We start from the raw sequence: 15,903 nt of genomic DNA on the forward strand, positions 1-15,903 counted from the left end.
TTCAAACGCGAAGACGAGAAGAGTAGGGTAAAGTGATCTTGAACAGAGAGCTCCGGTAGCTGAGAAGGAGCCAAGTGACGTTGCTCGAACCAAGCCTCTGAGCCGCATGCCGGAACCTTGTGGGATGGCATGACGGGAGCTCCCGTTATAGAGCTAGAGTATAATCTTGCTGATCTTGTTATAGACGGCCTGCCGTACTTGAAGAGGTTAATGTGGCGACATATTAATGAAGCTGGGGTGGCACCGCGAACAACTTCGTCCCCAAGACAACATGTCTTGGAGGTGAAGTTTTTTTTTGCGTTTCGTAAGTGTGTGCTTTAAGAACAACCTAAATACAGCTCATTAGGAGGCATTAGCTTTGAACAATGGTATAGATGAACATAAAGAAGGATATCTCATTGAACTCATTCGTGAGGAGTTGAAGGAATCCCCGTTCCATCGCACGATGACGACGAGATTCCCACCGGAGCCTAACGGATATTTACACATCGGTAGTGCGTACGCGATTCGTACGAATGCTGAAATTGCAAAATTGTTCTGCGGTAGCTTCCATCTCCGCTTCGATGATACAAATCCGCTCAAGGAAGACATGTCGTATGTGGAGGCGATAATTGAAGATATTCGTTGGCTGGGTTATGATCCAGGACATCATATTTATTACAGTTCGGACTACTTTGAACGGATTTTCGATGCAGCTATGTTGCTCATAACACGAGGGAAAGCCTATGTCTGCGATCTGACTCCAAACGAACTGGCAGCTAGTCGCGGTACCCTTACCGAACCGGGTCAAGATAGTCCTTATCGAAAACGAAGCATTGAGGAAAATATCATGTTGTTCGAAGCAATGAGAGAAGGACGTTTTGACCCCTCAAGCAAAGTACTGCGCGCCCGTATTGATATGGCTTCACCGAATATGAATATGCGCGATCCTGTGTTATACCGCATTATCCATGCAGATCATTATCGGACCGGCAGTGAATGGTGTATCTATCCGATGTATGATTTCGCGCATCCCATACAGGATACGATCGAGGGCATTACGTATTCGCTTTGCTCTCTTGAGTTTAAAGATCATCGTCCTTTATATGAATGGGTGCTGGAAGAGCTTGGCATCGAAGCGCCACCCAGACAACGCGAGTTCGGCAGATTAGGGCTTACGGGAGTTGTCACGAGTAAACGATATTTGAGACAGCTTGTTGAAGGTGGATTCGTGGACGGTTGGGATGATCCTAGATTGCCAACGCTACGTGGGCTTCGAAGAAGGGGGTATACGCCTGCCAGCATACGTGCATTCATAGACGCGATCGGTAGTATCCGCTCCTATAGCACGGTAGACATTTCTCTGCTGGATCAATGTCTTCGTCAAGATCTGAAAGATACTACGATTAGTGTGATGGCCGTATTACGACCACTCAAAGTTGTGATTACAAATTATCCAGAAGGCCAAACCGAAAGCTTAACGATTGAAAACAGTGCCTCGAATCCGGCTCTCGGCACGAGGAAGGTCCCCTTTTCGCGAACGTTGTATATCGAGCAAAGTGATTTCGCAGAAGATCCTCCTCCTGGCTTTCACAGGCTGAGACCAGGCGGCGAAACACGACTAAAAGGCGCTTATTATATCCAGTGTAATGAGGTTATTAAGGATCCCGCTACGGGAGAGATTATAGAACTTCGTTGTACGTACGATTATGAAACAAAAAGCGGAAGCGGCTTTAATGGTCGAAAGGTGAAAGGAACGATTCATTGGGTTTCTGCAGAGCAAGCTGCATGTATGGAGGTGAAATTGTACGATAGACTGCTCTTAGCAGAAGACTTTCCGAAAGACGAAGAGGTCAATTGGGCGAAGCTCGTGAATCCTGATTCCCTCATTCATCTGAACAACGCCATGCTGGAGCCGTATATCAGAGAGATAGAAGAGGGAGAACGACTGCAATTTTTCCGACACGGCTACTTCGTCCATGACAGCAGACTTAGTACGGATGAATCCCTCTCTTTTAATCGTATTGTACCGCTTAAAGATTCGTGGACTCCCAAATGACCGAATATCGTCAAAATAAGTAAGGGCTTGGACTAGGACGTTTTCCTTTGTATACTAGGATCATGCTCTCATTTAGGGCATGATCCTAAAGATGCAATCTGCCACATACTACTGTGAAACTTAGATGAGGGGAACAAAGCGATGACGCTCCAGCAACTGAAATATATCATTGAGGTAGCAAGCCGCGGCTCCATCAACGAAGCGGCGAAACGGCTGTTTATTTCGCAGCCAAGCTTGTCTAACGCTATTAAAGACTTGGAGGTCGAGATTGGCATCTCCATCTTCGAGCGAACCAATAAAGGCATTACGTTGTCCAAAGATGGAATCGAGTTTCTACGGTATGCGCGTCAGGTCGTGGAGCAAGCGGAGCTGCTTGAAAGCCGTTATCTTAACGTGAAGCCCTCGCCTCAGCACTTCTCGGTATCTACGCAGCATTATGCTTTCGCCGTCAATGCTTTCGTTAGTCTCGTTCGTGAGCATGGCCATGACGAATATGAACTGACCCTGCGGGAGACTAAGACTTATGAAATCATCGAAGATGTTAGGACATTGAGGAGCGAGATCGGCATTTTGTTTCTCAACGATTTTAATAGTAAAGTCATCAACAAGCTTCTCAAATCGGCAAACTTGCAATTTATTAGTCTGTTTACCGCGAAGCCGCATGTGTTTATCAGCATCCGTAATCCGCTTGCCAACCAAAAATTTGTAACGATAGAAGAGTTGAGGGATTACCCCTATCTTTCTTTCGATCAAGGCGAATATAATTCATTTCACTTCTCCGAAGAGATATTAAGCACGCTTTCCCACAAAAAGAGTATTCGAGTAGGAGACAGGGCGACGTTATTTAACCTGTTAATCGGGCTTAACGGATATACAATTTCAACCGGAGTTCTCAGTTCTGATTTAAACGGGAACGAGATTATTCCAGTGCCGCTAGCGATAAATGAAGATATTAACGTTGGCTGGATCGCGCAAAAAAACATGCCGTTGTCCGCACTTGGCACAGCCTACATCGATGCGCTTAAGGAAGCTGTCGCTCCTTGAAGACATCTTTTATTTAAGCTTTGTTATAGTTATTGACTATGACCAGATATAGAAATAACAAGTTACGCTATACCTGCGAATCCATGTTATCTTTTGTTTAACAAATAGAGGGAGTGTTGCAGGATGGCAAAAAGCAGTGTGCTTGGATATCCGCGGATCGGCGGTAATCGGGAATGGAAGAAGGCGCTGGAAAGCTTCTGGGCGGGTAAAATAACGCAGGATGCTTTCGAGAAGGAGCTGCGCGATATCCGAATCGGTCATTGGCGTAAGCAGCAAGAGCAAGGGATCGACATGATCCCTGTAGGAGACTTCAGCTATTATGATCAAGTTCTGGATACGGCATCCATGTTCGGAATCGTGCCTACTCGCTTCGGATACGAGGGCGGTCCTGTGAAGCCCGAGCTTTATTACGGTATCGCGCGAGGAACGAAAGAAGCAGCCGCAAGTGAAATGACAAAGTGGTTTAATACCAACTATCATTATATCGTCCCTGAGTTGAATGGTGTTACGCCCGTATTGACGGAGAATAAACCACTGCTAGCATACCGCGAAGCTAAGGAAACACTGGGAATCGAAGGCAGACCCGTCTTGATCGGACCGTTGACGTTCCTTAAGTTGTCAAAAGGATATAACGCTTCTGAAATCGATACATGGATTGATCGTTTGTTGCCGCTTTATGTACAAGTGTTAAGCGAGCTGGCGCAAGAAGGTGTCGCTTGGGTGCAGATTGACGAGCCCGTGCTGGCAACAAACGTTAACATAGATGATATCGCACGTTTGAAACGGATCTATGGTGAGATTGCTGCAGCAGTACCATCGTTATCGATTCTGCTTCAAACCTACTTTGAATCCGTTGAATGTTATGAACAAGTGATAGCGTTGCCTGTCGCCGGTATCGGTCTTGATTTCGTGCATGGTCTCGAAGGCAATTTGGCTGCGATCCGCGAACTTGGTTTCCCAGAGGACAAGGTGCTTGGTGCAGGCATTATCGACGGTCGCGGCATCTGGAAAGCGCAACTGCGTGAGAAGCTGTCGCTTGTAACTGAACTAGAAGGTATTGTTACATCTGAGCGATTGTTGATTCAATCCTCCTGCAGCTTGCTCCATGTGCCAGTTACGGTTCAAGCAGAATCCAAGCTTCAAGATGAGCTTAGAGATGCACTGGCGTTCGCAGACGAGAAGCTCGAGGAGCTTGTTGTATTAACGAAAGCCGTTAATGAAGGATCAATTTCCGTCGAGCAAGAACTGGCTAACAGCGAACGCGCTGTCCAAGCTTTGCTTGTATCCGCTGCTCGCAATCGGTCGGAAGTAAGAACAGCCGTCGCGGCGATCAGCGTTCAAGAGCCGAATCGTAGTCTTGCTTTCGCAGAGCGCCACGCGGAACAGCAGGCCAAATGGCAGTTGCCTATTTTCCCGACAACAACGATTGGCAGTTTCCCTCAAACAGCTGAAGTACGTAAAGCGCGTCAGCTTTGGCGCAAGGGAGAATGGAGCAACGAGCAGTACAATGAATTTGTTCGTAAACAAATCGATGTATGGATCGGATTTCAAGAAGAGATCGGATTGGATGTATTGGTTCACGGCGAATTTGAGAGAACAGATATGGTCGAATTTTTCGGTGAGAAATTAGCCGGATTTGCTTTCACTCAATTTGGATGGGTGCAGTCTTACGGCTCCCGTTGTGTGAAGCCGCCGATTATTTTCGGAGATGTAGCCTTTGAGGAAGCCATGACTGTAGAGGAAACACGTTATGCTCAATCGACAACGAACCGCCCGGTAAAAGGGATGCTGACAGGACCGATCACCATTATGAACTGGTCGTTCGTTCGGGATGATATTACGCGTGAGCAGATTGCGTATCAGCTAGCCTACGCGCTTCGTCAAGAAGTGGAGGCGCTGGAGTCGGCAGGCATCGGCATGATTCAAGTCGACGAGCCGGCTGTTCGCGAAGGACTGCCGCTTAAAGAAAAGGATCAAGCTCATTATCTGGATTGGGCCGTTAAAGCGTTCCGGATGACCACTTGCACGGTACAGCCAACGACACAAATTCATACCCATATGTGTTATTGCGAATTCCACGATATGATCGATTCGATCGAAGCGATGGACGCAGATGTTATATCGATCGAAACGTCGCGCAGTCACGGCGAATTGATCCATAGCTTCGAGGAAAATACGTATGGCCTGGGCATCGGGCTAGGTGTTTATGATATCCATAGTCCTCGGGTGCCGAGCGTAGATGAGATGTCCGTGATGATCGACCGCGCATTACGCGTGCTTGATCCTAAGCTGTTCTGGATTAACCCGGATTGCGGACTCAAGACGCGTGGTGAGCAAGAAACGATTGCATCGCTGCGTAACATGGTGGAAGCCACACGGATCGCGCGAGACAAATATACCGTACTGACATAAGACCAAACAAGCCTTGCTTCCGAATAACATTCGGATGGCAAGGCTTGTTGTATTTAACCACGCGGCGCCCACAACATGATGGAGACTCCTACGATACAGAACACGGCACCGATCCAATCGTATAAATCAGGTGCTCGGCGATCGATAAGCCATCCCCATAATACAGCAAGAATGATAAACACGCCGCCATATGCCGCATAGACACGTCCGAAGGAAGGGAAGCTTTGAAGCGTCGGGATTACGCCGTATAACACGAGAAGAAGACTGCCGGCTACCCCGAACCAATACGATTTGGATTCTCTGAGCCACAGCCACACTAGATAACCGCCGCCAATTTCGGCTAATCCCGCTACGATAAAAATGAACATGGATACCGCCATGACACGCCTCCTACTCAGTAAATATTCGCTGATTAGAGCCACCAATCCAGTACAACTAACCAAAGATATAAACCAATTAACGTGATTAACAAAGTTGGTATCGTCAGCAGAAAACCTACTTTAAAATAATAGCCCCAGCCTATCTTCACACCTTTTCGTGAGAGCACATGTAGCCAGATCAAGGTTGCCAACGAGCCGATTGGAGTTAATTTGGGACCGAGGTCGGAACCGATTACATTGGCATAAATCAACGATTCACGAATCATCCCCGTTGTCGATGTTCCTTGAATAGCCAGTGCATCGATCATGACTGTTGGCAGGTTATTCATAAACGATGATAAAAGCGCTGCAATAAATCCGGCTCCGATGGTGGAGATGAACAGCCCTTGTTGTCCGAGCCACTCAAAGACTTTTCCTAGCTCATCAGTAAGCCCAACGTTTCGTAAGCCGTAAACAACTACATACATCCCGATCGAGAATACAACAATCGTCCATGGTGCTTGCTTAATCAATGGCCATGTATGGATCACATTGCTTCTTCTAGCCAGCAAAACAAATACAACAGCAGCTGTAATCGCGATTAACGAAATGGGAACATGGATCAACTCACTGACTGAATACGCGACGAACAATGTTCCGAGTACAACCCAGGACAGCTTAAAAAGTTGCGGATCCTTAATCGCCGTCATAGGAGCCTTAAGCTGATCGATCTCGTATTGATCGGGGATGCTTCTTCGGAAATAGAGATATAACACGAGCAGACTAGCCCCTACAGAAAAGAAAGTAGGTATGATCATCCGACTGGCATATTCGGCGAAACCAATGGAGAAGAAGTCTGCGGATAATATATTCACCAAATTACTTATCGTAAAGGGAAGGGAAGCCGTATCCGAGATAAAGCCGCTGGCCATGATATATGGCAATATTAATTTATCGTCGAACTTAAGTGCTCGAACCATTGCAAGCACAATCGGCGTCAAGATGAGCGCAGCGCCATCATTGGCGAAAAAAATGGATACACCTGCGCCTAACAATATGACATACACGTACATTCGTCTACCGTTACCTCTGGCAATTCGGGCCATGTGAAGCGCAGCCCATTCGAAAAAACCAATCTCGTCTAATAGAAGTGAAATGAGAATGATAGCGACAAATGTAAGTGTAGCATTCCAAACAATGCTTGTTACATCCCAAATGTCTCCAATTGATACGACACCGCAAGCTAACGCAATTATAGCACCGCAAGCAGCGGGCCATCCAATACTAAGCCCTTTGGGCTGCCAAATTACAATAACAAGTGTAACGATAAAAATAATGGATGCGAGGGCGAGCATGATACCTCCTGAAGTGAGCGCTAGTCCGTGTGGATGGCAGGCCGAGTGTGACAAACCATATCGATTATAGTCGATATTCCGTGTTGGTGGAACAGAAATTTGCCATGCAACCAAAAGATTTCGACAAAGCGGAGATTTAACTTAGAATCAAAAGAATTGCTTATTGGTTGCTCATCCATGATCGACTATAGTTATGATAGAAATACGGTTAATGAAGTCGATAATTAGTTGTCCGTATGCGAGGAGGAAATGTCATGCGTTTGGAGCCATTATCAGAACAACATCTCGATAAGATCGTAGAATTATGGAATCAAGAATGGTCGGAGTCATTCCCTATGAGGGATCGTTTGATTACGCAAAACGTATTTCAGGACCCCAATTGGTTGAAAGAAGGTTCTTGGATCGCCCTCGATGAGAGTGAGAACCATGTCATAGGTTTTGTAATCACCAAAGGATACCGCGATGATCTGGAACCGTTCGGTATTCGTCGTGATATTGGATGGATTCAGGCGTTATTCGTTGCAGAACAAAGAAGAGGAACCGGTATTGGCAGCGGGTTGCTTCGTCGAGCGGAGGATGCACTAATAAAGCACGGCGCAAGACGTATTCTGTTAGGCAATGACTTGCAAAGCCGCTTGTTCCCTGGATTGCCAGAGCCAGATGAAGCAACAAAACGGTGGTTCGAGAATCGGGGTTACGAGAACACGGAAAACGTGTTTGATCTGGTCAACCATTATTCGGAGGACGACCAAGTCGAGCTGCCGGCGCTAGAAGGTGCTGCATTATCGGTTGCAACGGCTTCGGATCGAGAACGAATGGAGGCCTTTATGACGCGTTGCTTCCCTGGCGGTTGGGATTATCAGCACCGCGAATATTGGAAGAGAGGCGGTACAGGCAGAGAATATGTCTTGCTAGAAAGAGACGGCGACATGATCGGGTTCTGTCGTATCAATGATGAGCACTCACCGCTGCTTGCGCAAAACATTTATTGGGCGCCAACGTTCGAAGATCCGCTAGGCGGCATCGGTCCGCTTGGCATCGATGAAAGTTACCGAGGATATCGATACGGGATCTCGATCGTACAAGCGGCGATTCACTATCTGCTGCAAAGAGGGACAAGATCGATTGTGATCGATACGACACCGTTTGTTGACTTCTATGGCAAGCTTGGATACAGCACATGGAGAACCTACGCCAAATACGAAAAAAATATAACGGAATAGCAGGGAAAAACAAATGACGGTGCCGGGATGATCCCTTGGCGCCGTCATTCTTTATTGTTCTATGAACTTTGTAGCTGGGATGGTATTTCAAGGCCCATCGGCTTATACAGGCTTTCTTCGAGATGGTCATGTACGTAATACCGCGATAGAACGTAATGCTCTGCCATATTCTCAGGCTGATATCGACGAAGTACAACGTCCATCGTGGTGCGGGTACGAGTAAGTCCCGTTCGGGTTATTCGGTAATTATTCATTAATGATGTCCATTCCGCATCGCTGTGCGTGTGGAGGGCATGACGGTATGCATATTTGTGGATCGTTCGCGATCTGTCGGCTGCTGTCTCGAATTCCAACATAATCGAGATCAACTCCAAGATGTCCACGTTACGGCTTGCAAGCTTCGCGAGCTTGGGGGCAAGCACGTAATAGTCTTCATTGGTATAGGGGCCAACGACTTCAGCAGCGTGGACAGGATCAATTCCATGGAAAGAATATAAGAAACGTTCTATGAATCGGTCATCAGCCTCATGAATGCTTCGATTCCAGCTTCGATCTGCAAAATATGCCATCGTATACCAGGTCGTTTCGAATATGCCGTAAGGCACACCTAGACTGAACACAGCCGTCCAGTTCGTTCCTACAAGCCCGCCTAGAGTGAGATTATCCGCAACCTCGCACCATTGACCAATATTAGATAAACGCGCTTCAACAAGCGGGTAGTTCTGGTCATCCTTACGATCAAAGCAGCGAACCGCCGGAGCGCCCCAGACCTCTATTCCATAAGAACGCAGTCGAACAGCTAGTGGAGTGACAAGTCCACTGATATTCTTGCCATTGTAGTGCCAGATCATGACCGTCACGCGTGGATCCAGTTCCGCAAGCACCCAATCCGGACAATTATCGTCCAGCATATCCTGCCATATGATCGGTTGCTTGCCCATACTGCATGTAAAAGCAATTAATCGATTGACGAAATACACGAATGCCGCATGACGAGAATTACCGAAACGTATGCGGCAATCCGGACATTCGCATAAGCTGTAGACCTCGTCGCAACCGAGATGCATGTACCTCGAATTCGGATGGCGTTCTGCCAATTCGCGTATCAAGCCCGTTACGAGGGTAAAAGCATCCTCCTTAAGGGGACATAACTCACCAGTAGAGGAGCTAGTTTCGCGCAAATGCCGATAATCATCGCGTCCTAGAATGTACTCGAGATGCCCAAGTGATTGCTGCAACGGCACGATCTCAATGAAGTGTTCGTGAGCGGCAGAGCAGAGGAGTTCAAATTCTTCGGATGTTAACGCGTGTTTCGGATGAACGAAGTGACGACCAGGTTCCTGTTCGAACGGGAACTTGTCTTCGTATTCGATTAATAAAGCATTAGCTTTAAGCTCGGCTAGCTTGCCGATATATTCGACAAGCAGCTCCGGCTTTGAGAAGGTTTGACGGAAGTCATAGTTCATCATCCGTACCGCCGTGTCCGGATAATCCAGTAGATCGATTGCCGTTAATTGGCCGTTTGTGCTGGCATCAAGCCGTTGCTTAAGCGTGTGTAGTCCATAAAATAAACCGGCTGCGTCCTGAGCGACAACGACGATCGATTCACTTGCCATTCGAAGTCGATATCCTTGCTCTGGAATGGCTGTGATATTGGGCAGCTGGAGCATCATGTCGCGTTCATATAAGGGACCCCAGAACATTACATACGGATATTCGGCTTCTACATTCTCCAGTATAGGTTCGTGACCGTAGAACATACGTTTGATGGCAGCCACAAGTCGAGAATCAGGAACAGACATAGACAATACGATATCATAATGCGCATGGTGGATGTATGTTGCTGCGATATCATTGGGAACCGTAATTGTCTTAGGTAGAGGTAATGCGTTTAGTTGTTGATTCATGATTGTTCCTCCCATTTCTTATTCTGCCTGCGGAATTCGCTAGGCGTAATTCCTGTAAACCGCTTGAAGACGCGATTGAAGGAAGCGACAGTGAAGTATCCGACTAGCGAAGCGATCTCTTGGATTAACAGATCGGTTTCGATCAACATCTCAGTTGCTTTGTTCATTCGGACGGTATAGATATAGTCACTGAAGTTCGTACCTGTTTTTTCTTTGAAATAACTGGACAAATACGGACCTGTGATCCCGAGCTTGAAAGCAATGGCATCCAGCGATAGGTCGCCTCCATAATTCGCCTCTACATATTCGATAACAAACTTCGTAATCGCGTCAGAACCCGACTTTTTCTCTTGGATGGCAGCTGCTGAGCGAGTCAAGAATTTATGGAAGAAGGACTTGTACTGTTCAAGTGTATGACAAGCCTTCAGATGCTCGTAAACCGTGCTTCCGTCGGTAACAGCGTTAACGGAAATATTCTGTGTATACATGGCTTTAATCGTACGATTGACGATATCTTTAGAGAACTCTTGGAATTGAGAAGCCATTGCACCGGCTTTATCAAGCTGATCCAGAAGTTTCTCGACGAGCGGTATCGTAACCGAATCAACCCCTGCCTGAAGATTGGCTGTTAACTCCGTTTCTTCGGAAGATGATGGAATTAATAACGAAGGGTGAGGCTGCCATTCCGTAATAATTTGAACGTCTTCGCCAAGTTTACGTTGCCGTATTAGATCATGGGCATTCTGATACGTCTCTGCGAAATCCGTCGCATGTTTGCGAACGGGACTCGGTGCGATCGTGAAGTTACAGTACATGGCATCCACATCAAAAATCCGGATCAACGTACGAATTTCCACATCCTTCGCTTCGGCTTGCTCCTCATTCAAGAAAAGAATGGACAGAATCTGATCCTTCTCGAGCTGGAACGTAAGCGATTCCTCGTACATGCTGGAGAAATGGGCGTCGATAAGCTCTTTGTAGGTGTTGAAAGCGCGATGCGGAGAGCTGGATATCTCCTGCAGGAATCTATCCTTAAACTCGAATTGGAACAAAACGATTCGATACGGTCGATCTTCGTCGAGCGATGTCTCAAGGCCAGCCGCTCCGCCGATTTTCTTAAGCTTCGACATATAAGCAAATTGTTGAAGCATCGAGTTTTTGGCTTGCAGATCCAAGTGGAATTGCTCATTCGAACGAGATAGATCACGAAGCGTCGAATGGAGCATATTAAATTCCTTGATCCGGCTGCTCGCGGCTCCCGGCCCGCCGAGAACGCTATATGCTTGAATCGATTTGATCAGCTTAGCCAGCGGATTGTGGAATTTCCTCGCAATAATAAAGGATACGGCGAGACTAATTAATACAGATACGCCAAGCAGAACGAACATCAGCGTGTTAAGGCTGCGCAGCTGCTCGGTTAAGCCACGGTCTGTCACGATCTCCAAGTATGTGAAGCCTGTCTCCGTACCAGTCCGGAAGAAATAGAACGTATCCTCCACTTTGACATAACCGTTACCGGTCATCACACCTGTCGACTGTAGATTGACGGGCAGCTCTGCAGATGGAGAGGAGCTGAAGATCAGCTCGCGATTCTCGTCCAAAATAAGCAGACTGCTGCCTGGCTTCGGTTGATGGAAAGCTTCGTAAGCCTTGGCGCTCTTGAGGAGAAGAATGAAAGCGAGTCGATCGTCGTAGGCGCTCTTAATGAGAATAGGCGTTAAGTTGCCATGTGAGAATTGCTCGAATACCGTCTCCTGACGGAATACAGCAGTCGGATAAACTTTAAAGCTGTTAACCGTCTCAACCTGACGCTTCCAAAAATCCGCCGTGTAATTGTTGCTCGCATAAAACTTCGAGAACATTGTGTCCGCATCACGAGTACCGTCTCGATCGAAGACAAAGCCGGTGTCTTTGAAGAAATAAATAATGTTGTCCAAATAAAATAATGAGTTGTTCATTGTATTCATTAATTCTCGTTGCACTCTAGTCACGACGTCGTAGTGCATGGCGCTTGTGCCGCTTTTCATAATCTGAGTATCATTCTCGAACAAATACCCCAACATAAAGCTGCGCATCAGCTTAAAATGTTTCTCGTAATTGGTAACCGTCGTGTTCAGGTTAAGTCCGCTGTTAATAATAATTTCGTCCTTAATTCGATCACGGAAGAACGAATAGGAAGCTAAATTAATGGAAACAAGCAACAAAATGATTGCTATAAAACTGCAGAACAGGGTGTAAAAAAGTGACAGCTGGTTGTTAGTAATTTTAAGTTTCGGGATCAATCGCTTCATGTCACATTTCCTTTCATTAAACGCTCTGCTTAACCAAATCCATATAAATGAGTATAGCATGACGATATGTCGAAGGCTCAATAATCAACGCTTACGATCCTTTTCATTTTTTATGATTAAGGCTATTTTACGCGTATTTAGCGGAAATCGGCGAAGGAAACGAAGATCTCACGATACAATTTGCCCCCATGACTTGTTACGATGGTGACCGGATAAACGAAGAGGGGGGAAATCAATGAAGGAAGTATATCGTATCGCGATTGTTGGTGGTGGAGGCATTGCGGCATCGCACCTCGAGGCAATTAAAGCGTTGGAGAGTGTACAAAGTTGTGCAGTTGCCGATATCGCTGAAGAACGCGCACAGATGTTGGCACAGCAATACGGCATCCATGCCTATACCGATTATAAAGTGATGATCGAGCAGGAACGGCCTCATATCGCCATCATCACGTTGCCCCATTTCTTGCACAAAGAGTCGGCGATCTTCGCGGCAGAGCAAGGATGTCATGTATTGCTTGAAAAACCGATGGCCATGAACACGGACGAATGCGATGAAATCGAGAGGGCTGTGCGCAAGGCAGGCGTCACATTAATGGTCGGACACACGCAGCATTATTCGCCGGAGAATCGACTTGCGAAGAAGCTGCTGCAGAGCGGCGAGCTTGGCACGTTAGTCATGATCAATGATCGACGCCACTTGCCATACAACAAGCCGCAGCGACCGGATTGGTTCTTTGAGAAAGCAAAGGCTGGAGGCGGTATCCTAACGAATCTGGGCTCGCATTCTATCGACAAAATCCAATGGCTGACCAATGATTACATGACGAAAGTTCGCGCTTCTGTGGACTACAACCTTGGCAGAGGCGATATCGAAGGCGGCGGTGTCGCTTTCTTCGAAACATCTGCCGGCATCCCGGCTATTGTGTGTCAATCGGGTTATCCAGGTGCTGCAATTGATGAGACGGAACTGTTGTTTACACGCGGCAGCTTGAGGCTTCGTACAGGAATAGGTGTGTGGACAAGTACTGGCGGCGCGTATACGGAAGTACAAGCTGAGAAGCTGGAGCATCCACTAGGCATGCAGATCACCGATCTCATCCATGCGATTGAGAGCGGCGAAGAGCCCGAATGCTCCATGGCCTACTCGCGAAGCGTCGTAGCGGCTGTCGAAAGTTTGTATCGTTCAAGCGAGCTTGGTAAGGAAGTCGTCATCAGCAATTACGGCTTGCAGGAAGGATCGACATCCCTATGACCGCTCATGCAGAAATTCAAGAGGACAAGCCCATCCGCATCGGATTAGCAGGCTTAGACAACACCAGGGTCATTGCCTTCGCTAAACTTCTACAAGATCAAAATGTTGAAGGGAGTCGTGACCGAAAAGGTGTCCGCATAACGGCTGCATGGCCGGGGAAACCTTCGCCGGACTTTGCGATGAGTTACGCGCGTTATGACCGTTTCCGCAACGAGTTGCAGGAGCGATACGATGTCGAAATGCTGAATAGCCTGGACGAAGTGGCAGAGCGAGTTGACGCTTGGATGCTCGAAGCGGTTGATGGCAGAAGTCGAGAGGATCTATTCGGCAGATTGGTCGCATACGGCAAGCCGATATTTGTCGACAAGCCATTCTCACTGGATGCCAGAGCTGCTAATCGTATGATGAGCATGGCTGCAGCAGCTGGTGTGCCGGTGATGAGCTGCTCCGCGCTGCGATATGCTGCATCACTGACAGATGCATTGTCGGATTCATCACTAGGCCGAATCCATGGCGCCGACTTCCATGGACCAATGGAGCTTGAACCAACACAGCCTGGATACTTCTGGTATGGGATCCATACGGCAGAGATGTTATTCCGAACATTCGGACCACGCTGTATAGCAGTCACAGCTTATCGGACGAAGTCGGGAGATTTCGCATCGGCCGAATGGGAAGATGGCAGGATCGGAACGATAAGAGGTTTCCGCACTGGTAATGAAGGTTTTGGCGCCTCGATCCACCGGGAACGAGGTTCGATGATGATCAACGATTTGTCGGAGGGGAAACCTTATCTGACAACATTAATGGATGAGATTGTTGCATTCTTCCGAAGCGGCATCTCTCCGATTGGACCGGAATCGACACTGGCAATCATCCGATTTCTAGAGGCTGCCAACGAAAGCGTAGAAAGCGGCGGCAAACGAATTTTGTTGTAAAATCAGCATTTTTGCCGAATTTACCGCTTCTCAACAATTAAGATTATTGACGAATATGAGGTTGATCGCATAATTGCAAGGTTTCAAAAGCACTGGCGATTGTTGAGCAAGGCAATGACCCGGTATTGTTAACGGCATAGACAGGAAGTGCAGATCAGACAGGAGGACAAGGAATGGCGCAGTTCGTAAGTAGATTCAATCGAAGCAAATATTTATTACTACTCTTTCTCCCCGCGCTTTTGTATTACATCATGTTCAAGTATGTTCCGATGTTCGGCATACTGATCTCATTCAAAGATTACAACGCATTTAAGGGTGTATGGGATAGCGAGTGGGTCGGACTCAAATATTACACGATGTTCTTTGAGAGCCCCGACTTCCTAAAATTATTGCGCAACACGATCCTGCTGGGACTATACAAAATCATCTTCGGCTTCCCGGCACCGATTATTCTAGCGCTGCTATTAAACGAAGTTAGACAGCAAGTCGTCAAACGGGTTGCACAGTCGATCAGTTATTTGCCTCACTTTATCTCGAACGTTGTCGTCGTCAGTATGATGTTCTTGTTCCTTTCTCCATCGAACGGAATAATCAATAACCTTATTGAATGGCTAGGCTACGATTCGATTAACTTCATGCAAGACGATCATTACTTCCGCTCATTATATGTACTCTCCGAGATCTGGCAGCACATCGGATGGGAGACGATCATTTATCTAGCAGCATTAAGCGCGATTGATCCACAGCTATATGAAGCCGCAAGAGTAGATGGAGCGAACCGCTGGCATCAACTGCGTCATATCACGGTTCCTGGCATCAGCTCGGCGATCATCATCTTGTTTATCCTTAATATCGGTCAAGTGCTCGATATCGGCTTTGAGAAGGTATTGCTCATGCTTAACCCGTCCATCTACAATACCGCGGACGTTCTGGGCACATACGTCTTCCGAACAGGGATCCAGTCCATGAATTACAGCTATGGTACGGCTATTGATTTATTCACAAGCGTCGTCAATCTAGCCTTCATTCTAAGCGCGAACTGGATTAGCCGCAAAGTCAGCAGCACGAGCTTATGGTAGGGAGG

The 15,903-nt window shown here is 47.1% G+C and carries 11 protein-coding genes and 1 other annotated feature; of the genes, 7 read left to right on the forward strand and 4 right to left on the reverse strand.

The window, feature by feature from the left end; all coding sequences use genetic code 11:
- Position 1: 1 nt before the first annotated feature.
- Positions 2-266, forward strand: a binding site (T-box leader).
- 92 nt (positions 267-358) lie between these two features.
- The 3 genes from ACX1C1_RS19985 (at position 359) to metE (ending at position 5,494) form a co-directional block, all read left to right on the forward strand.
- On the forward strand, positions 359-2,038 hold the full coding sequence (locus ACX1C1_RS19985; RefSeq protein ID WP_458953915.1) for a glutamine--tRNA ligase/YqeY domain fusion protein: 1,680 nt from the start codon (positions 359-361) through the stop codon (positions 2,036-2,038).
- Positions 2,039-2,179: 141 nt separating this feature from the next.
- Entirely contained in the window at positions 2,180-3,082 is a 903-nt protein-coding gene (locus ACX1C1_RS19990; RefSeq protein WP_458953916.1) for a LysR family transcriptional regulator, read from the forward strand.
- A gap of 123 nt (positions 3,083-3,205) precedes the next feature.
- Positions 3,206-5,494 carry a 5-methyltetrahydropteroyltriglutamate--homocysteine S-methyltransferase gene (gene metE, locus ACX1C1_RS19995; protein WP_458953917.1) on the forward strand — a complete coding sequence of 763 codons (2,289 nt, stop codon included), beginning with the start codon at positions 3,206-3,208 and terminating at the stop codon, positions 5,492-5,494.
- 53 nt (positions 5,495-5,547) lie between these two features.
- Here metE and ACX1C1_RS20000 read toward each other — a convergent pair whose 3' ends face one another.
- Entirely contained in the window at positions 5,548-5,874 is a 327-nt protein-coding gene (locus ACX1C1_RS20000) for a YnfA family protein (protein ID WP_458953918.1), read from the reverse strand.
- A 32-nt stretch (positions 5,875-5,906) separates the two neighbouring features.
- Positions 5,907-7,208, reverse strand: coding sequence for an arsenic transporter (locus tag ACX1C1_RS20005; protein ID WP_458953919.1), 1,302 nt, complete (start codon positions 7,206-7,208; stop codon positions 5,907-5,909).
- Between the two features lie 254 nt (positions 7,209-7,462).
- On the opposite strand from ACX1C1_RS20005, the gene ACX1C1_RS20010 reads away from it, so the two are divergent.
- Positions 7,463-8,431, forward strand: a complete 969-nt coding sequence (locus ACX1C1_RS20010) for a GNAT family N-acetyltransferase (protein WP_458953920.1) — start codon at positions 7,463-7,465, stop codon at positions 8,429-8,431.
- Between the two features lie 59 nt (positions 8,432-8,490).
- Here ACX1C1_RS20010 and ACX1C1_RS20015 read toward each other — a convergent pair whose 3' ends face one another.
- Together ACX1C1_RS20015 and ACX1C1_RS20020 are read right to left on the reverse strand one after the other, a co-directional pair.
- Positions 8,491-10,338, reverse strand: coding sequence for a family 20 glycosylhydrolase (locus ACX1C1_RS20015; RefSeq protein ID WP_458953921.1), 1,848 nt, complete (start codon positions 10,336-10,338; stop codon positions 8,491-8,493).
- On the reverse strand, positions 10,335-12,629 hold the full coding sequence (locus ACX1C1_RS20020; protein WP_458953922.1) for a helix-turn-helix domain-containing protein: 2,295 nt from the start codon (positions 12,627-12,629) through the stop codon (positions 10,335-10,337). Before ACX1C1_RS20020 ends, ACX1C1_RS20015 begins: the two co-directional genes overlap by 4 nt.
- A gap of 235 nt (positions 12,630-12,864) precedes the next feature.
- On the opposite strand from ACX1C1_RS20020, the gene ACX1C1_RS20025 reads away from it, so the two are divergent.
- The 3 genes from ACX1C1_RS20025 to ACX1C1_RS20035 all read left to right on the forward strand — a co-directional run bounded on the left by ACX1C1_RS20025 (position 12,865) and on the right by ACX1C1_RS20035 (position 15,898).
- Positions 12,865-13,881, forward strand: a complete 1,017-nt coding sequence (locus ACX1C1_RS20025) for a Gfo/Idh/MocA family protein (protein WP_458953923.1) — start codon at positions 12,865-12,867, stop codon at positions 13,879-13,881.
- Entirely contained in the window at positions 13,878-14,819 is a 942-nt protein-coding gene (locus ACX1C1_RS20030) for a Gfo/Idh/MocA family protein (RefSeq protein WP_458953924.1), read from the forward strand. Before ACX1C1_RS20025 ends, ACX1C1_RS20030 begins: the two co-directional genes overlap by 4 nt.
- Before the next feature lie 173 nt (positions 14,820-14,992).
- Positions 14,993-15,898 carry an ABC transporter permease gene (locus ACX1C1_RS20035; RefSeq protein WP_458953925.1) on the forward strand — a complete coding sequence of 302 codons (906 nt, stop codon included), beginning with the start codon at positions 14,993-14,995 and terminating at the stop codon, positions 15,896-15,898.
- Positions 15,899-15,903 lie beyond the last annotated feature (5 nt).

The organism is Paenibacillus sp. strain BS8-2 (assembly GCF_054483835.1).